Below are 18,893 nucleotides of genomic sequence, written 5' to 3' on the forward strand. Positions count from 1 at the left end.
AAAAATAGGGCGGATTCAATCCGCCCCTACAAGCATATTAATTGTCAATTCTCAATTGTCCATTGTCAATTACCACAATGTAATCATCTCCGGATATTCCACTACCAGCGGACTGCCGCCATCATACGTCTCAATGCGGACTTTATATTGTCCTTCCGTCAAATCCGGGACCATCGTAAATTCGCAACCGGTTTCTGTGACATTGCTGATGGTCTCCGGGTTAATCCATTCGATGTAATCCTGATCATTGACGAGCCCGATGACGTGTTCCAGCGTACCGTCTTGTCCCTTCAGCGTAAATCCTTGATATTCCACGCCGGTTTGCTTGCCTCGCTCGATGCGGTGCGGATTCTCCGGGTCGCCTCCCTCTTTCTGGTAGACGGCGGTGATTTCGGGAGTGACGGGCGTAGGTTCAGGGGTGGGTTCCGGTTCCGGCTCCTCTTCGTCGTCTGTGCCCGGTTTCGCGCCCCGTCGACCCAAGGTCTCCTCCAGTTGGATAATCAACGCGTTAACGTCGTCGATAATGCCACCCAATTCCTCGCGCGTAGCCTCGTCCTTCGTCGCGATTTCATTCGCCATATAAAGGGCGTTAATCGCATTGACGACAGCCACATACGCCTCGTCTACCTGCGGGCGTAAGGTCTTCATCGATACCCGTTCGCTGCGCTGCAACTTCTCCGCCGAACGCGATTTGTACGTCTCGTTGAAATCCAGGTTCGCCGTTTCAAGCTGCGCTACCGCCTCGTCCAGCCCCAGCTCCGTCACCGAAGGCGCATATTTTTCCGACTTCAATTCTTCCAACGCATTTTCAATTTCCGACGTATTTTCAGCGTACGGCAATTCGTTGGCACTCTTGTAGGGCGAAAGGGCGAAATCCAGCTTCTTCGCCGCCGCTTTCTTCGCCTCTATCGGGCAGTGCAAGTTGCCTTCGATGATGCCTTTCAGGTAGATAAAAAGCTCGTCGCGGATGCGGTCCTTGGCCTCGATTTCCTCCGTCAAATCAAACTTCATGTTCTGTTTGTAGATGCGTTTTTCGTCGCCAAAGAGCGTGACATACGGCGAATAAATAAGCGAAATCTTGTATTTCTCGGCAAGCGCCGGCGTGATAATATTCATGACGTCCGCATGAAAACGGTAATGCTCGCCGTTGCGGGCGTTACGTTGTAACAGTCTTACTATGGCTTTTATTTTCTTCATGTTATTATATGATTAAAAGTTTGTCTATATACTTTCCGACATTGTCGGAAACCTTCTCCGGCAAGCTGGGAGACTTTCCGACATTGTCGGAATCTTTCTCCGGCAGGCTGGGAGACTTTCCGACATTGTCGGAATCTTTCTCCGGCAAGCTGGGAGACTTTCCGACATTGTCGGAAACCTTCTCCGGCAGGCTGGGAGGCTTTCCGACATTGTCGGACGCGTTTTTCTTCATTCTTTGAAAGAACCCAATCGCAAAATTAGGCATTAAATTGAACCATGCAAGTATTTGGCGGGGAATTTTTGTAGAAAAGCGCAGATGACCGCAGATTTTTATTTTTTGCGATACATATCGCGTAGCCATAAAAGAATCTGCGTTTATCTGCGCTTTAGTCCGCGTTTTTCTGCGTCCTATTTCCTATTTCGATGCACTCCCCCTTTGTCTTTTTCTGCTTTTTCCGAAAAACCAGCGGCGCGGAGCTTTTCATTATTACTTGTTACTTATTAATTGCCCCGCGCCGTATCCTTTATACCTGCTGTATCCGTTCCCGCGCCTTCGCCACGGCCTCGTTGATGTTGCTGCAGATATTCTCGGCGCCAAGCAACTCGTAGAAGCCGGATTTCTGGAGGGCGGCGTGCACCTTCTCGTTGACGCCGGAAAGGATGATGTGGATTTTCTCCTTTTGCGACATCTCGCAGAGGTTCGTCAGGTTGTGGATGCCGGTCGAGTCGATGAAGGGGACGCGGCGCATGCGGATGATGCGGATTTTGGGGCGGTCGCCCAGCTGCGCCATGGTCTCTTCAAACTTCGTCGCGATGCCGAAGAAATAGGGGCCGTTGATTTCGTAGACCTCCACGCCGCGGGGAAGCATCAGGTGCTCTTCGTGCACTTCGAGGTCGGACTCGAGGTTCGGGTCTATCTCGTCGCGAATCACCGAAATCTCCGTGGTTTCCATCACGCGCTTCATGAAGAGGACGCAGGCAATCAGGAGGCCCACTTCGATGGCCACCGTCAAGTCGAAGATAACCGTCAGAAAGAAAGTAATCAGCAAGACCGTCACATCCGCCTTGGGATTGCGCAAGAGCGCCTTGAACGTCCGCCATCCACTCATATTATAAGAAACCACCACGAGCACGCCCGCCAGGCAGGCCATCGGGATGTATTTCGCCAACGGCATCAGGAAAACCAGAATCAAAAGCAACACCGCCGCATGGACGATACCGGCGACGGGCGAACGGCCGCCATTGTTGATGTTGGTCATCGTGCGGGCAATGGCGCCTGTGGCGGGGATGCCGCCAAAGATGGGCGAGACGATATTAGCCACGCCCTGCGCAATCAATTCGGTGTTCGAGTTGTGGCGGTCGCCAATCACACCGTCTGCCACCGTGGCCGAGAGGAGCGATTCGATGGCGCCCAAGACGGCAATCGTCACCGCGACGGGAAACAGATTCTTGACCGCCTCCCAATCCAAGGCCGGGACCGCAGCGCCGGGCAGTTGAGACTGGATGCTGAAACGGTCGCCGATGGTATCAATTGCCGTCACGCCGCCATAGAGCTTAAGGAAATACGCGCCCAACGTCACCACGACAATCGCCACCAACGAGCCAGGAATCTTTTTCGAGAACTTCGGCGTGAGGGCAATAATCCCAATGCTCAAGAGGCTAACAACCACGTTCCACCAGTTCACCGTATCGAAATGCCGCGCATAGAGCATCCATTTCCCGATAAAATCACCCGGAATCGCCTCTCCCCCGAAACGCAACCCAAAGACATCGGCTATCTGCGTCGTGAAGATAGTCACCGCAATACCGCTCGTAAACCCGACGATAATCGGATAAGGAATGAACTTAATCACCGTCCCCAACCGAAATACCCCCAGCACCACGAGCAACACGCCCGCCATGAGCGTCGCCACCATCAGCCCCTCGACGCCATACTCCTGGATGATACCATAAATAATCACGATAAACGCGCCCGTCGGTCCGCCTATCTGCACCTTGCTGCCACCCAAAAGCGAGATGAGAAAACCCGCCACGATGGCCGTCACGATTCCTTTCTCCGGACTCACGCCCGACGCGATGCCAAAGGCAATGGCCAAGGGCAACGCCACAATTCCCACGATGATCCCCGCCATCAGGTCCGTCGTAAAGTCTGCTTTCGTATAAGCCTTTAGCGCGGAAAACAACTTGGGATGAAAATCTAACTTGCTCTTCATTTAATCCGTCTATTTTAAATTGAGGCGCAAAAGTACATCTTTTTTGCGAATAAATGCCATTCCCTGTCATTTATTCCCCTAAAAACCCTACCTTTGCACCACGAAGTAAAAGGATAGATGAAGAAGCAGACCAAGAAATACTCGGCCGCCCAGCCGAACCATCCGCGCGTCCATAAAGTCACGTTCATGCTCAACGACGAAGAGCATAAGACCGTGCAACGATACCTCGCACGATACAAGATTGCGAACAAATCCCGCTGGTACCGCGAGACCATCCTGACACATATCGTGCGGACACTGGAAGAAGACTATCCTACACTGTTCAACGAAAACGAAATGAGACGATGATACAACCCTACGACGATACCTATTTCATGAAGCAGGCGCTCCAAGAAGCGCAACTGGCCGCCGAAGAGGGAGAAGTACCGGTCGGCGCGGTCGTGGTGTGCAATAACCGTATCTTGGCACGGGCCCACAACCAGACGGAACGCCTGAACGACGTAACCGCCCATGCGGAAATGCTGGCCATTACAGCAGCTACGAATGTATTAGGAGCTAAATACCTGACCGGATGCACGCTTTATGTGACGGTCGAACCCTGCGTAATGTGTGCCGGTGCTATCGGATGGGCACAACTGGCCGCTGTGGTTTATGGTGCGCCCGACGCGAAACGGGGATTTACCCGCTACGCCCCACAAGCACTCCACCCGAAAACCGTCGTGCGGCAAGGCGTGATGGAAACGGAATGCGCCGAAGCGATGCAACGCTTTTTCCAAGAACGGAGATGAAAGAGGCGTTACTCTTTCACTTCTTCATAATCCACATACTCTCCTTCATGACGGGCATACACCTTTTTCCGCCGATGAACATGCGGCTCATTATCTGCTTCTTCTGCATACGTCGAAGAGGATGAAGCATTCGGACGGGAAGCCGACGACATCCGTCCGCTCCGCGACGCACGATTATTGCCAAAGAACAGACGCTTGATACCTCGAAGCACCGAGAAACCCAACAAAAAGATGAGCACAAAAAAGAGAAATACAAAAAAGAAAAGAAATTTGATAATCATAGCTTACTTATTAAACAACGACAAGATAAAATAGAGCACGACTGTACCCGCAATGCCTAAGAACCCAAAGAGAACTATAAACAAAATACCACATGCCAACAATATATAACGCACTTCATTGCCCTTCCACGCCCATGTCTTTACTTTCATGGAAAACATGGGAATCTCGGAAACCAATAAATAAGAAGAGAGAAATGCCAACACAAGGCCACCATACAATATCCACATCGCCCCCACTGGCAATAAAGGTTGTACGGAATAAACCAACGAACCCCAAAACAACGCATGGGCCGGTACCGGCATCCCGATAAAAGAAGTGGTTTGCCGCTCATCCAGATTGAATTTCGCCAACCGCAAACCCGAAAAGACCGGAATCACAAACGCCAGATAAGGCAAACACGCAATAACTCCGCCCTCGCCCATCACAGCTACTGCCTGGCGGAACAATACATAAAGAGCCATGCCAGGCGCCACGCCGAAGCTCACAATGTCGGAAAGCGAATCTAGCTCCTTCCCCAAAGGAGAATAAGCCTTCAAAAGACGGGCCGTTAAACCATCCATGAAATCAAAGACAGAAGCCATCATAATCCATAGAATAGCTCCCCGCAGATGCCCCTCCAAAGCCATCGCAATCGCCAAACATCCCGACGCCAAATTCAGGCAAGTAATCGTATTGGGAATATATTTCAAGATTTTCATTACAAAATAGGTTCTTTAAAGTTTCACTAAACGAGCGATGGGCGTCTGGTTTCCCGTCACTTTCTGATCCATCTCAACTAAAACCTCTGAATCAACAGGCAGATAGACATCCACACGTGAACCAAACTTAATGAATCCCATCTGCTCGTCGACATGGCACGTATCGCCCGGCTTGGCATACGTGACAATACGCCGTGCAATGGCACCCGCAATCTGGCGCGCCATGACTTCCACACCGTTACGGGTAGTAATAATAATCGTTGAACGCTCATTCTCCGTACTGCTTTTCGGTAAATAAGCCGCCATGAAGCGCCCATCCTGATGCGCCACATATTTGACCGTCCCATTCACCGGAAACCAATTGGCATGGACATTGAAAATGGACATGAAGATAGAAATCTGCAAACACGGGCGATGTAAGATTTCATGCTCCACCACCTCCTCAATTGCCACAATCGTCCCATCTGCCGGTGCAATCACCAATCCTTCCGAGTCATACGGAAAACGACGCGAAGGACTCCGAAAGAAGTTCAATACCAACAAGAACAACACAGAGGTCACCAAAACAATCCCATAGAAAAGATTGTTCTTTCCCACTGTATGATATAACGTGACATTTACCATAAAAAACAGGGTAAACAACGTCAATAAAAAACCGGTTCCTTCTCTATGTACTTTCATTTCTCTGCGTGTTCGATGATTAGGTTGCAAAAATATTCATTTTTATGCATATCACAAAACATTCACCCGTTCTATCCTTCCTAATGTGACATACCACAAGTATCCAGAGACCTGTTTATATCCCATTTGGACGATTAAATTCATATAATTCCGCACCTGCGATTGATAACGCGTTTGCGGCTTTTCGCCAAATTTATAGTCCAATACGACCACCTCGTCTTCATAAATCATCACTCGGTCTGGGCGTTTAGAGGTTTTATTCGCCGAAAGGATATCCACTTCATTCAGCACGCGTCCTTTCCCATCATACCAATGCTGCACTTCCGGAAGCAAAAGACAGGATTGAATCCGCGCAATCAACGACTCCTCCTCTTCCCGGTTGATAATTCCTTGTAACCGATAACCATGAACTGCCCCAGGCACATCTTCCGGTACCCGTATACCGCTCAAAACCTCGTGCATCAACGTGCCATATTTACGTTGTTCGTTATCAAAGAAGAACCCTTTTCCTTTCAGGCGTAAATGCAAACGATTATCGTTGTAAACGGAAGGCAATTCAGTTATAAATAATTCTTCTCTAGGCGAAGATTCCGCTTTCCTATCCGGAAGCCAACCACTTCCCAACTCGAAATGGTTCTTTTCCAACGAAAAGAATTCAGGCAAATGGATAAACGATTCTCCATCAGACGTATCGAACGCAGATTGCTGCAAAGCGCACCAAAGCAAATCCGCCATGCCAGAAAGTTTATCCAATCCACCATCTTCTTTTACTTTCTTCGGACGGGGTGCCCAAAGTATCAATTCCTCTTTCGCACGCGTCAGTGCTACGTAGAGCGTATTCAGGTTATCGATGAAGGCATGTAATTTCTCTTGGAAATAATCCCGGGCAAAAAAGGTATTCCCCAACGCCATACTATACCGAACTGGTACCAAATGCAATTGGTCGAAAGGCTTCTCGGTCGGATGACACCAAAGGATGACCGGCTTGGAAGGCTTATGGTCAGTTTCCCAATCACCAAACGGAAGCAAAACCGCCCGAAACCCTAATCCTTTCGATTTATGTACCGTAAGGATGCGGATAGCGTCTTGCCCGTCGGGAGTCATTATTGTTTTCCGGCATCCGGATTCATCCCACCAAGCAAGGAAGTTACCTAAATCAGCCTGCTCTTTCTGGGCGAATTCCAATGCCATATCCAAAAACGCTTGCACAAAAACAGATTCTTTGGCCGGAATATAAGGAGAAAACTGACGAAAGAGCTCCTCCATCATTTCATAAAGTGGCAAAATCGCCAAATGTTTCAATGCCTGCATCTCTTTTAAGGTGTAATCCCTGCCTTGCATCAGGATACGATAAGCAAAACAAGCCATAGCCGCATACGTCTCCTCTTCCGGATTCTTCAAATGCCTTAGCAATAAAACCAGGAAGCGAACCGACGACGCACTATTCACATACAATGCCTCATCAGAGATAATATCATAGCGGAAACCATCGTCCGGGTGCGTCTCCTTATAATTTAACAGATAATCCGCCACCGAAGCCCCTTCCTGATTGGTACGCACCAGGATAGCTATATCTTTCAACGCATATCCATTGGTTTGCAACCGTTGCAAGGCCGCAGGCAAACGGGACAACGCCTCTTCCCGCCAATCTGTATCTTCTTGGGGTATGAAATCGATTTGTACATGCCCGGTTTTTTGTTGGAACGGCTTAGGGATGTGTTGGTAAGCCTGATGATAAGCAGACAAAATACGCGTAGCAAACAGAGTCCGCTCTTCTTCGCCCAACGAGGATTCCTCCAAAGCCGCATTATACATTTGCTGCAACAGACAAGGGGCGATGGCAAACAGGGCATTGTTGAATTCGACAATATGCCTGCAACTACGCCAATTATCTTTCAAGGTCTCTTCCCGCACCTCCTCTGGAGCAAAATCACGCGGGAGCTGTTCGTCGAGCAACTTCCAGTCTGAATTGCGGAAACGGTAGATGCTCTGCTTCACGTCGCCCACCACGAGGTTCTCCCGGTCGTGCGCCAAACTCTCTTCCAACAGCGGGCGGAAGTTATCCCATTGCATGTTACTCGTGTCTTGAAACTCGTCTATCATATAATGGTCGATGCGCGTTCCCGTCTTCTCGTAGATGAAAGGGGCATCACTCCCGGCAATGACCCGATGCAACAATTCCGTCGTGTCAGCTATCAGCATCACGTTCTTTTCCTCGCGATAGGAAGCAATCTCGCGCGACAAATCCGTCAAAATACCCAACGTGTAATAATAACGGATAATCTCTTTGGCCGTTTGGTAAGCCGTCAAATCCCCGAAACGCGCCACCACCGCCTTGATGCAATCGTTCAGTCCATCCTCAAACAGAGTGCCTATGATGGCCTTCACACTGGGCTCGGTCTTCTTCGTGAAACACTTCTCCACGTTATCAGCCAGATTACAAAAGGTGGCGGTCGGCTCCTTCATCTCGCCCTTCGCCCAACGCTGGAACAGGAACAAGGGCGAACGGCTCCCGCCGCTGAAGTCCGATGGTTCCAATCCATACGCCGCCAGCAACGCCAAGCCCCGTTCGCCCAGCGTGCGTACCTCTTTCTCGACCCCGCGAACCAAGCCCTGCAACCGTTCGCGGTATTGGGTCAACGCTTGCTTGTCTTGGATATCCTTCGCCACCTCTTCGCTAAACAGCTTATAGCTCTCCTTAAACACCTCGCGCCCCAGCCGCAAAATATCATTCCGCAAATGCCACTCGCCGCTATCTTCTATTTTATCCTCGGCAAAACGGAGCAACCAGCCTAAGAGTTCGCGGTTCTCCGGTTTTTCTAAATCGCCCAACAAGCGGTCTACCGCCTCTTGCAACACCAACTCCTGGTCCATCTCGATGCCATATCCGCCCTGCAAGCCGATTTCGCGTGTAAAAGCCCGCATCGTCTGTTGGAAAAAGCGGTCGATGGTCGAGATGTTGAAGGCGGAGTAATCGTGCAAAATCGCCACCAATATTTGCTGCGCTTGCGCCCTCACTTGCGCTTCATTCAAACCATACCGCGCCGCGAGCAGCTCCACGTAGTCCGACTTTCGTCCCGACGAAAGGTTGAACAACTCCTCGACAATGCGCCCCTTCATCTCGTCCGTCGCCTTGTTCGTAAAGGTCACAGCCAAGATGCGCCGGTACGCGCCCGGCTGGCTAAAGAGCAGGAGCAAATATTCGCCCGTCAAACGGTGCGTCTTTCCGGCCCCGGCCGATGCTCGATAGATTGTCAACATATCCTTATCCTTTTATTAAAACAGATTGGAAAACCTCACTCAACGCTACGGGAAACCCGCCAACCCATTGGAAAACGCCCCGTAGCGATGCGGCAGCCCGACCCATTGCTTGGGAGGCTTCCCGCCGCCCTGCGGCAAGCTTTCAAACAGCTTGGAAACCTCCGCGCAGCACTGCAGGAGACTTTCCAACCACTTGGAAACCGTCCCGCAGGGCTGCAAGAGACTTTCCAACCACTTGGCCGGCTTCCTGCTGCGCTGCGGCTGATTTTCCAACCTGTGTCCCATTTTTCTGTCACCCGGTCAGCCGATTTTCACCTGCGTATATCCTTCCTTCCGCAAGATTTCAGACACTTTTTCCCGCCAATCGCCTTGGATGATGATTTCACCCTCCTTGGCCGAGCCGCCTACGCCGCACTTTACCTTGAGCATCTTACCCAACGCGGAAAGGTCGTCGGCCGTACCCTGAAAGCCCGTGACGAGCGTCACCATTTTCCCGCCCCGGTTCCGCTTATCGAGCGAAACCCGGAGACGTTGTTGCGCCTTGGGAAGGGTTTCCACCTCCGGCACTTCGTTTGTTTCGTATTGAAAGTCCGGGTTCGTCGAATACAGCACACCCAGACGGTTCTTCCAGTCGTTATTTTTCATACATTTCCTGCTTATTTAAAAGGGGAAAAGCAAAGGCAAGACAAACACCATCACAATTCCCATAATTAGTTGCAAAGGCAAACCCACCTTCACGTAATCCATAAAGGTATACTGACCCGCCGGCATGACCAACGCATTCGGCGGCGTGGAAAAGGGCGAAGCGAAACACATGCTGGCACCCACCGTCACGGCAAAGAGGAACGGGACGGGACTCACGCCAATCTGCTCCGCACTTTGCAAAGCAATCGGGGCCAACAAGACCGCCGTCGCCGTATTGCTGATAAACATCGTCATGAGCGAAGTGGTGAAATAGATACCCGCCATCAAGGCAAAAGGCCCGAACGCCCCCAACCCGGCCACCAAGGAGTTTGATATATAGGTCGAAGCACCCGTCTTTTCCAACGCCAACGACATCGGGAGCATCGCCGCAATCAAGACGACGCTCTCCCAGTTAATGGTTTTATAAGCCGCTTCGACATTGCGGAAGCACCCCGTCAACACCATCAACAAAGCGGCGATGATGACGGCCGTCACCGGTGCAATAGGCACAAAGTCCGTCACCATGAGGAATATCATCAAAAGCATGATAAAGGCAGCGATGGGAGCCTTGTAATCCAGCGTCACCTTCGCAGCTTCCGTCAACGGCTGCCCCAATACCACCCAATCCGAACCTTCGTTGCTCAGGCGGGCTATGTTCGCCCACGTCCCCTGCACGAGCAACACGTCGTTGCTATGGACGCGTTCATTTCCCAAATTCTGCAACAAGTATTCTTTCCCCCGACGGATACCGAGCACGTTCACATTGAACTTATCCCGGAACCCGGCTTCCTTGATGGTACGGTTAATGATATTGGAGGTAGGCATCAAGACGATTTCCGCGATGCCAATGTCATAGAAAGCTAACGTATTGGCCGCCGCGCGCGTTTCTTCCGTCTCATGCTCGTCGAGCATATCGGCCGCATAATCCGTAGCAAATTGGCGCACCTGCATAAAGTCTCCCGAAAGATAAAGGATATCATCTTCTTCCATCACCGTATCAGCCGAAGCCAATTGCTGCGTAATGGTCTTGAGAAAACGGTGCTTGGAGGAATCGCCCCGACGTACTTCGAGGATATTCAACCCATATTTACGGCGAATATCCAAATCAAGAATGGTCTTGCCATACAAACCGGAATGCTCTGTCACACGGATACGGAACAGGCTGCTCGACAGGCCATATTCGTTGACCAATTGCGTCAAGGATTTACTCCTCTTCCGCGCATCTTTTTTCTTTCCCCGGCCGGAAAGGAACCATTTGCTCAAAGGCATCAGCACCACAATACCTACGAGAACCGACACCAAGCCCACCGGCAAGAATGAGAAAAACGACAACGCGGGATAGCCAGCCGACGTGAGCGCATCCTGAATCACCAAGTTGGGAGGCGTACCGATAAGCGTCATCATACCGCCCATACTGCTGGCAAACGCCAAAGGCATCAAGAGGCGACTGGAATTCATCCCTGAACTCGCAGCTAGGCTCACTACAATCGGTAACATCAACGCCACCGTTCCCGTATTGCTCACAAACGCACCAATGGCCGAGGTCACCAATATCACCAAAAGGAAGAGCCGCGATTCGCTATTTCCCGCAAAACGCAAAATATACGAACTGATCATTTTAGCCAAGCCCGTTTGAAAGATGGCTCCACCCACTACAAACAACCCGACCATCATAATCACGACCGAATTGGAGAAGCCAGACAACGCTTCTTCGGGTGTCAATATCTGAAAAATAAGCAACGCCGTTAGCGAACAAAGCGCCACGACGTCCGAACGTAATTTGCCATTCACAAAGAAGATGGCAGCAAGCACTAATATAACAAGGGTAATCCACATAGGCGTATCATTTCATTTTGTTTGCAAATTTCGGAAAAACACATCACTTTTGCAAGCAAACACCTATCAAATCCGGCACAAATTCACCTAATTTTGTGTAATCAGCACGGTCGCATACGCCGCGATACCTTCTTCACGACCCGTAAAGCCTAATCGCTCGGTAGTGGTAGCCTTAATAGAAATATCCCCCTCGCCTACCTCCAAGACAGACGCCAAAGTTTGTTTCATCGCGGGAATATGCGGATTAAGTTTCGGACGTTCGGCCGCTATCGTGGCATCGATGTTCCCTAATTCATAACCTGCTCCACGAAGAAGTGCCATCGTCTTCCGAAGCAATATCTTGCTATCAATGTTTTCGTATTCCTCCGCTGTATCAGGAAAATGATAGCCAATGTCGCGCATATTCGCCGCACCCAACAACGCATCACAAATCGCATGAATCAACACATCCGCATCGCTATGCCCCAATAATCCTTCAGTATGAGCGATTTTAATACCACCCAACCAAAGTTCGCGCCCTGCCACAAGGCGATGCACATCATATCCAAAACCTACTCGTATCTTCATTTGCTTTCCGTTTATAGTTATATTTCCTTGCAAACATAGTTATATTTCCTCGAAAACATAACGATGAATTTTCCACTTCTTCGGCTTATCTGAACAGGTTCTTGATTCCATCCATGTCGAATGAAAGGGAGAAACGCAATGTCTGATCCAATGGATTGCTCGGAACGGTACTCAACAAATAGGCAGCATCGAGCTGAAAAACACTCATGCGAAAACCGGCACCAAACGAAAAGTATTGGCGATTACCCATGTTCTGATTTTCATAATAATATCCGCCACGCACAAAAAATTGTTGATTATAGCTATATTCCAATCCAATAGAAGCCATAATTTCTTGCAATTCTCCTTTGAAACCAAGCGGAGAATCGCCAAACGACTTGAAAATACCCGTAATAGGAGACATCGTGTTGTACTCATTCACAGCATCATTATAGGCTTGGTCGTCTTCTTCGGTCGAACCCGTACGTTGCGGTTCGCTCGGTACCAAGTATTTGCTAATATCGACATAAAGCCCGATTTCATTATAATCGTCGAGCGGGTAAAGGAGACCCGTACCAATAGAGAGTTTCGTTGGAAGGAATTGGTTCGTCGTCCCCGCATCATAAGATATCTTGGTACCTATGTTAGAAACATTAAAACCAAAACTCCACAACGCCTCGGCATTACCCATGATGATGTATTTCTCCAAATACCCGGCGATATCGGCCGAGAAAGCATTACCTGGTACCATCTCGTCTTGCGCATCGGCACCTTGGTCCGAACGGATATAGCGCAACGCTACCGCCATCGAGAAAGATTCCGAAAGCATACGGCTATAACTTACATCGATAGCCATTTCGTAAGGGTTCACAATGTAACCCACATCATTACCTGTTCCAAATGAACTTGTCGCCTCGCCCATGGTAAAATAACGGAGTGAAGCACCAATAGCCTGCCGCTCATCGCTTCCCAACTTGAAGAAACCCGAAAGGTTCATCAACGCCACATCATTCACCAACTTACGCAACCACGGCGTATACGAAAACCCTACGCCCGCCTTACTATAATTGAATACATATTTAGCAGGATTCCAATATTGCGAATAAACATCCGGCAAAGTAGAAACGCCATTATCACCCATACCACCGCCACGTGCATCTGGCGCAATGGAAAGCGAAGGAACTGCCGTGTTGATAGGAGCAAATTCAATGCCATCCTTGGTCTGCGCCCATGCTGAATTGATAGAAATCCACCCGGCGACAAGCCAAGCAAGTGCCTTTAAACTACGATTCGTTATCATCTTTCTTTTTGTGTATGCTTATTATTTACAAATCATTATTTATAACAGAAGTTTCCGTCTTTTATTGTGCGAGGATAATCATTTTCTTCGCGTCGGAAACCGTATTAGAATTACCCGAGCGAAGCGAAGCACGATAAATATAAATCCCTGGAAGCATCCGCCCGCTTCCATTTCCCATCAAATCCCACGTGACTTGGTAAGACTCGAATGCTTCCGAAGCACCATTCTCTTCATGGCTCCAACGCAGACGACCTGCCATATCGAACACCTCGATGCGCACATTCAATTGCGACTCCGGCAAATTGTGCTCCAAATAGAATGTCACTTGACTACGAGCGGGTGAAGGCGAAGCGTATAAATTGATAAGTTGCGGATCCAAATCTTTAACAGCTTCGAACGTAAAAGTTCGTGTTGTCGAATTATTTAACACATCCCACACTTTAAATTCTGCCGTATGTATGCCCGGTTCCAGTTCTGGAATGGAGAAAACAACACGACCTGAACCATCATCACCTGTCAACTCATAATAATCATTCAATGTATAACTCTGCGCCACTTGCCCATCGATGATGAGCATCATATCATGTCCAATACTACTTCCCGTGATGTTGATACCGCTTTGGTCCCAAAGCGAGGCTACAAACAAAGGTGTAAGGTTGACCTTTCCTCCATCTACAAAAGTCGTATCATTCAGGTAAAGGTAGCGGATATCCGGACCAGCCGTGTCGTCCGTCCCTGTATCCGATGTCCCGCCCACGCGGAAATCGAGGAACGAACCTTGCGCCTCCACAGAATCTTGCGCAGAGAAAGCATAAAAGTTCATCTTTCCGAAATCATTAGAATAAGAAATGTCTTTCGGTACAGTAAAAGTAAAGCTGAACTCTCCGGCGCGTACCGAATCATTGCCCGTATAAAGCGTATTGGGATAATCAGTATATTCAAATTTCTCGCCCGTACCGAAATTATCCAACGTCGTAACCGTCTGCCGGCTATCAAAAATGGTAGAACGTAACGTACCGTTGAATTGCGTATCTTTCGTTCCTTCTGGTGTACGGATTTCACCCGAAACAGTCACACGTTCCAGCGCTTGGATGGTCGGAGGGTTCAGTGTATCGACAGGTTCGCCATTTATCTCCGTTACTGCAATTTCATAATCCGGAAAAGTAAGACGCAATGCCGGGTCTCCAATAAGCATAAACTTCAGTTTATTGGAATCTCCACCCAGACTGGTTTTCGCATTCTGGAGGATTTCGCCCAACGTCCGATGTCTTCCGTCGCTATTCCGAGTGAAAAGATTATTGATAATCGCCCGGTTAATCTCTAAATTCGGACCTGAATAAACCGTACGGGTCGTGGTAAAAAGGGCAATACCTCCGCTTGTCTCATTTAAGAATACCGATTCGCCTGCCGAGGTTGCCAAGGCATCAAAGCGCGTAAAATCACACGTAGCCGTAATCCAAAGAGGCAAATAAGGATAGGTCGCCTGCTGAATATAAGATTGCGTCATGACTGCCTCGTCGCTCCAACTGGTCGTATTTCCATGACCGATGTAATTTAATACCATCAGGCCATTCCGCAATTGTTTCTGGAGATTCGCCTCTATATCTGGATAAGAAGCATTTCCTCCCGTACGGTCTTTCGTATACGCATCGAAGTATAGCTTATTTACACGGAACTCCGGATGGTTCGTATTGACAATCTCGGCCAATTCATCGGCATGTTCCATGTGTTGTTGCGGACCGTCGGACGAACTCAAATCGGCATTACTACCATCGTCGGCCACGAAGGTAACGTTGTTTTTCCAATTTCCTGGCAAAGTATTTTCCATATACGATATAATCTTGTCGACAGCTGCACGAGCTTCCGCATTAGTCCGGATAGGCAAACGACCGATGCCAATACACAAACGACTTCCCGCTATCGACGCACCGCTATTGTCTTCCAAAAATCCGAAGTAATCGTCCGTCGTATAGGAATCAATGGAAATCGAATTTTCCGATTGGTACGTCAGTAGCATATTGGAAAGCAGAGAGGCGTTTTGCGACCATTCCGTCGTCAAACCTCGATTATCATAACTACCATCGCCAAAGAGAAGGAGATATTTCAAAGGAACAGCATCCGTGCTACGGTCATAAAGCATCTTCATAAAACGACGATAAGCTGTAGCGTCAGGCGTTCCACTGGAAAACTCATTATAGATAGCTTCCGGACTGACCACCTCCACACGCAAATCATCTCGTTGCCTATGCGCTTCAGCCAATCGTTCCGCCTGCGTCGTAAAAGCACTCGGCGCAATAATAACCATATTAGGTTGCTCGATACCGTGCAGGTCTTGCGCTTCAATTTCCCCCACGATAGTAGGTTCGTTCGTAATTGTATTCTTATTAAAAGCTACAAATTCACGCAAAGACGCAGAAGAGGAGATAGAGAAAGAGAGCGTCGTACCATCCAACGTCGTACGGACAAGCTTCGGGGCTTGCGTATCCGTAATATCGAACACCACGGTCGATTCAGAAGCATTTTCCAACTGGAAACGAGAGACGTTGTTCAACGCATCCACACTACGGAAAGCCGTCTCCGCGCCATACAGCCGCAACGCGCGCTTGGTTTGCAAACGAATATAATCCAAATAAACGTTTTGGTCGCTCGTTCCGCCATACGTCACATCCATATTGACCGTTTCTGGCTTTTCTCCGCTCCATATCATCGCTCCCTCGGCAGCCGTAGCTCTCGTATAAGAGGAAGTACTTCCATTATTGGCCGGGACGAGGAGGCGCAACTCCGCGTCGCCTGTAGAAAGTGTCACCTCGCGGCTAGACGACGTATTGGCGATAAAACGCATCGAAATAACGGCATCGTCATCTGTAACGCCAGGCACTGAGAAAGAAAAGCTTCGCGAATTGGAGACTTGGAAGGACTCACCGAAAAGCTGCCGCCCGGATTCATTCACCGCCACAGCTTCTGTCTCCCATACTTGGTAATCGTCGAACGTCGTAATCTGCCGTACCGCACCCTCTACGGATGCCAATTCCTGCATGGAGGAGGGCTCTGTCGCGTCTGTCACGAAATAATAACCCGCCGTCGCGTAAGGATTGTTCTCATGCACAAACATGTCGCCCCGAATGTCGCCTTCATATTCATAATTCCATTTCACCGGACCTTTGGCATAGAAATAAATCGTCTCGCCATCACGCCAGACCGGTACCTGGGGCACATCGTCTTGATAACCGGTTGCAGAGAAATCCTCGTCCAGCATCCAGCCTCCATAGCCATGTACCGAAACCTGCGCGATATCTGAAAATCCCATTTCCTGAAGCGCCGAAGCCGTCAGCTTATACACGCCGGATTTATCTACGCTGATTTTTACCCAACGCCCCGACGACAAAGCCGAATGCGTTGCATAATCCTCGCTTGCCGCCCGGCCGACGGCCAGCGACAAAACAACCGCGATTACTATAGCCCATATTCGTTTCATACCTTGCAATTCAAAATAAAACCTTACCTACCATCTTTTCCGGCTTTCTCGATGCAGAAACTGCTCCAAACGTCGTTTTGGAACCTTCTCCTGGCGAGAAGCAACTAAAACCCCGTTGGGGAACTTTCTCGATGCAAGAAACGCCTCAAACGTCGTTTAGGTACTTTTTTCAGGCGCGAAACGGCTAAAACATCGTTTAGGCACTTGCGCCAGGCGAGAAACAGCCCAAACGTCGTGTTGGGGCTTTCTCCTGGCGAGAAGCAGCTAAAACATCGTTTAGAAGCGTCCTTCACGTACGACATCACCAAAACATCGTTTTGTATGCTTCTCGATGCAAGAAACGTCATAAAGATTGTTTTGGAGATTCTCCGTTTCTTTTTGCTCTAAAATAGCCATTTTTACTGACATTTTGAGCAATTTCAAGGAGCTCGTTTTCCTACCGCACGTGGAAATCCAGCAATTTCCGGTCACCCAAATAACCTTGCAGATGATCGTCAATGTGCACAGGTCCCACGCCCGCCGGCGTCCCGGTATAAATCAAGTCGCCAATCTTCAGCGTACAAAAACGACTGACGTAAGCTACAATTTGGTCGACCGAAAAGAGCATCTCCTTCGTATGACCTTCTTGCACCGTTTTCCCGTTCAAGTCCAAATGGAACGACAAATCGTTTACATGACCCGCCTCCGATAGAGGAATAAACGTCCCAATGACCGCCGAATTGTCGAACGACTTGCTCAACTCCCACGGGAGCCCTTGGGCACGCAGGCGACGCTGCCAATCGCGCGCCGTGAAATCGATGCCCACCGTCACCTCATGATAATACCGATGAGCAAAACGTTCAGCAATATTCTTCCCCAAACGATCTACTTTGATTACGAGTTCCGTTTCGTAATGAATTTCAGAAGAAAAATCCGGAATAAAAAACGGCTTTCCATCTTTCAACAGAGACGAATCGGATTTCATAAAAATCGTAGGCTCTGTTAAATCTAACGTATGATGCAACTCTTTATTGTGAGCCGCATAATTCATTCCTACTGCTATTATTTTCATTTCAATGATTTATGGAATTCAACCGATTAAACATAACCGCTAAATGTGCATAAATGGAAGTATTTTGAATGACAATATGTTCAGGAACACGGATACGGAAAGGCGTAAAATTCCATAATCCACGGATTCCTCCTGCAACTATTTCATCGGCCACCTCTTGCGCTTTATCCACAGGCACCGTCAGGATGCCAATGGTCGCGTTCCAGCGTTTCTGTTGAGTCTGAAAATGCCGAATATGGTAGACTGGAATCCCATTTATTTTTTCTCCATCCAAATCCTCACGTACGTCAAAACCTGCCACAATATCCAATCCATATTGCCGCAAACCTGTATCTTGCAACAATGCCGCACCCAAACTACCTACCCCAAATATGAAAGCTTTATGAGGAGACGTAAAACCTAAAAAGTCGTTCAATTCGTCGACCAAGGCATCAATTTCATAACCAACACGTGTTTTTCCCGCCACATTTACAAACGATAAATCTTTGGCTATTTGGCTCGCATCCACATTTATCTCTTTTGAAATTTGTGTAGAAGAAACCATCGTCTCGCCTTTTCCTCGCAGCAATTTTACAAAAGCAAGATACCACGGCAAACGACGTAACGTAGGTTCTGGTACCTTCTGTCCTATTTTACTTGCATCCCGATCCATTTCTTAACACATTAGCAAGTCGCAAAAATACAACTTTATGAGTATTTACCCAAGAAAAATCGAATCATTTCAAACTTCCAAAAGCCGCTATTCTCATCCATCCCGGCAAGCCCTTTCTCTCCCCCCCAAAACAGGAAAACCGGTCCAGCAAATCTGCTGAACCGGCTCACTTCCCAAAACGGCGGCTACCTACTCTCCCACTGTTACGCAGTACCATCGGCGTGACGGG

The 18,893-nt window shown here is 48.9% G+C and carries 16 protein-coding genes; 2 read left to right on the forward strand and 14 right to left on the reverse strand.

The window, feature by feature from the left end; all coding sequences use genetic code 11:
* Positions 1 to 69 precede the first annotated feature (69 nt).
* From B5F77_RS05740 to B5F77_RS05750, 3 genes are all read right to left on the reverse strand, one after another.
* Positions 70 to 1,197 (reverse strand): DUF6261 family protein, encoded by a 1,128-nt coding sequence (locus tag B5F77_RS05740; protein WP_087328849.1) that lies wholly within the window; start codon positions 1,195 to 1,197, stop codon positions 70 to 72.
* Between the two features lie 4 nt (positions 1,198 to 1,201).
* Complete coding sequence (locus tag B5F77_RS05745; RefSeq protein WP_087328851.1) at positions 1,202 to 1,429, reverse strand: hypothetical protein; 228 nt, start codon at positions 1,427 to 1,429, stop codon at positions 1,202 to 1,204.
* Between the two features lie 292 nt (positions 1,430 to 1,721).
* Positions 1,722 to 3,410: a SulP family inorganic anion transporter gene (locus tag B5F77_RS05750; protein ID WP_087328853.1), complete on the reverse strand. Its 1,689-nt coding sequence runs from the start codon at positions 3,408 to 3,410 to the stop codon at positions 1,722 to 1,724.
* Between the two features lie 117 nt (positions 3,411 to 3,527).
* On the opposite strand from B5F77_RS05750, the gene B5F77_RS05755 reads away from it, so the two are divergent.
* Together B5F77_RS05755 and B5F77_RS05760 are read left to right on the forward strand one after the other, a co-directional pair.
* Positions 3,528 to 3,758 carry a hypothetical protein gene (locus B5F77_RS05755; RefSeq protein WP_087328855.1) on the forward strand — a complete coding sequence of 77 codons (231 nt, stop codon included), beginning with the start codon at positions 3,528 to 3,530 and terminating at the stop codon, positions 3,756 to 3,758.
* Positions 3,755 to 4,198 (forward strand): nucleoside deaminase, encoded by a 444-nt coding sequence (locus B5F77_RS05760; protein WP_087328857.1) that lies wholly within the window; start codon positions 3,755 to 3,757, stop codon positions 4,196 to 4,198. Before B5F77_RS05755 ends, B5F77_RS05760 begins: the two co-directional genes overlap by 4 nt.
* Before the next feature lie 8 nt (positions 4,199 to 4,206).
* Here the strand turns inward: B5F77_RS05760 and B5F77_RS05765 are convergent, their stop codons facing one another.
* The 11 genes from B5F77_RS05765 to B5F77_RS05820 all read right to left on the reverse strand — a co-directional run bounded on the left by B5F77_RS05765 (position 4,207) and on the right by B5F77_RS05820 (position 18,664).
* A complete protein-coding gene (locus B5F77_RS05765) occupies positions 4,207 to 4,479 on the reverse strand; it encodes a DUF4834 family protein (RefSeq protein ID WP_239445746.1) in 273 nt (90 codons plus the stop codon).
* A 3-nt stretch (positions 4,480 to 4,482) separates the two neighbouring features.
* Positions 4,483 to 5,178 (reverse strand): CDP-diacylglycerol--serine O-phosphatidyltransferase, encoded by a 696-nt coding sequence (gene pssA, locus B5F77_RS05770; RefSeq protein WP_087328859.1) that lies wholly within the window; start codon positions 5,176 to 5,178, stop codon positions 4,483 to 4,485.
* 15 nt (positions 5,179 to 5,193) lie between these two features.
* Positions 5,194 to 5,859: a phosphatidylserine decarboxylase family protein gene (locus B5F77_RS05775; RefSeq protein WP_087328861.1), complete on the reverse strand. Its 666-nt coding sequence runs from the start codon at positions 5,857 to 5,859 to the stop codon at positions 5,194 to 5,196.
* A 51-nt stretch (positions 5,860 to 5,910) separates the two neighbouring features.
* Positions 5,911 to 9,120: a UvrD-helicase domain-containing protein gene (locus B5F77_RS05780; protein WP_087328863.1), complete on the reverse strand. Its 3,210-nt coding sequence runs from the start codon at positions 9,118 to 9,120 to the stop codon at positions 5,911 to 5,913.
* 300 nt (positions 9,121 to 9,420) lie between these two features.
* A complete protein-coding gene (locus B5F77_RS05790; RefSeq protein ID WP_087328867.1) occupies positions 9,421 to 9,765 on the reverse strand; it encodes a translation initiation factor in 345 nt (114 codons plus the stop codon).
* Between the two features lie 15 nt (positions 9,766 to 9,780).
* On the reverse strand, positions 9,781 to 11,640 hold the full coding sequence (locus B5F77_RS05795; RefSeq protein ID WP_087328869.1) for an SLC13 family permease: 1,860 nt from the start codon (positions 11,638 to 11,640) through the stop codon (positions 9,781 to 9,783).
* An 87-nt stretch (positions 11,641 to 11,727) separates the two neighbouring features.
* The gene (gene ispF / locus B5F77_RS05800) at positions 11,728 to 12,207 is read right to left on the reverse strand and encodes a 2-C-methyl-D-erythritol 2,4-cyclodiphosphate synthase (protein WP_087328871.1); all 480 of its coding nucleotides are present in this window, start codon (positions 12,205 to 12,207) and stop codon (positions 11,728 to 11,730) included.
* An 85-nt stretch (positions 12,208 to 12,292) separates the two neighbouring features.
* Positions 12,293 to 13,486 (reverse strand): type IX secretion system outer membrane channel protein PorV, encoded by a 1,194-nt coding sequence (gene porV / locus B5F77_RS05805; RefSeq protein WP_087880205.1) that lies wholly within the window; start codon positions 13,484 to 13,486, stop codon positions 12,293 to 12,295.
* Positions 13,487 to 13,547: 61 nt separating this feature from the next.
* Positions 13,548 to 16,961 (reverse strand): type IX secretion system sortase PorU, encoded by a 3,414-nt coding sequence (gene porU / locus B5F77_RS05810; protein WP_087328873.1) that lies wholly within the window; start codon positions 16,959 to 16,961, stop codon positions 13,548 to 13,550.
* 436 nt (positions 16,962 to 17,397) lie between these two features.
* Positions 17,398 to 18,012, reverse strand: a complete 615-nt coding sequence (locus B5F77_RS05815) for a fumarylacetoacetate hydrolase family protein (protein WP_087328875.1) — start codon at positions 18,010 to 18,012, stop codon at positions 17,398 to 17,400.
* A gap of 1 nt (position 18,013) precedes the next feature.
* A complete protein-coding gene (locus B5F77_RS05820) occupies positions 18,014 to 18,664 on the reverse strand; it encodes a redox-sensing transcriptional repressor Rex (RefSeq protein ID WP_087328877.1) in 651 nt (216 codons plus the stop codon).
* Positions 18,665 to 18,893 lie beyond the last annotated feature (229 nt).

Origin of the sequence: Parabacteroides sp. An277 (genome assembly GCF_002159645.1) — a bacterium.
Lineage (GTDB): Bacteria > Bacteroidota > Bacteroidia > Bacteroidales > Tannerellaceae > Parabacteroides.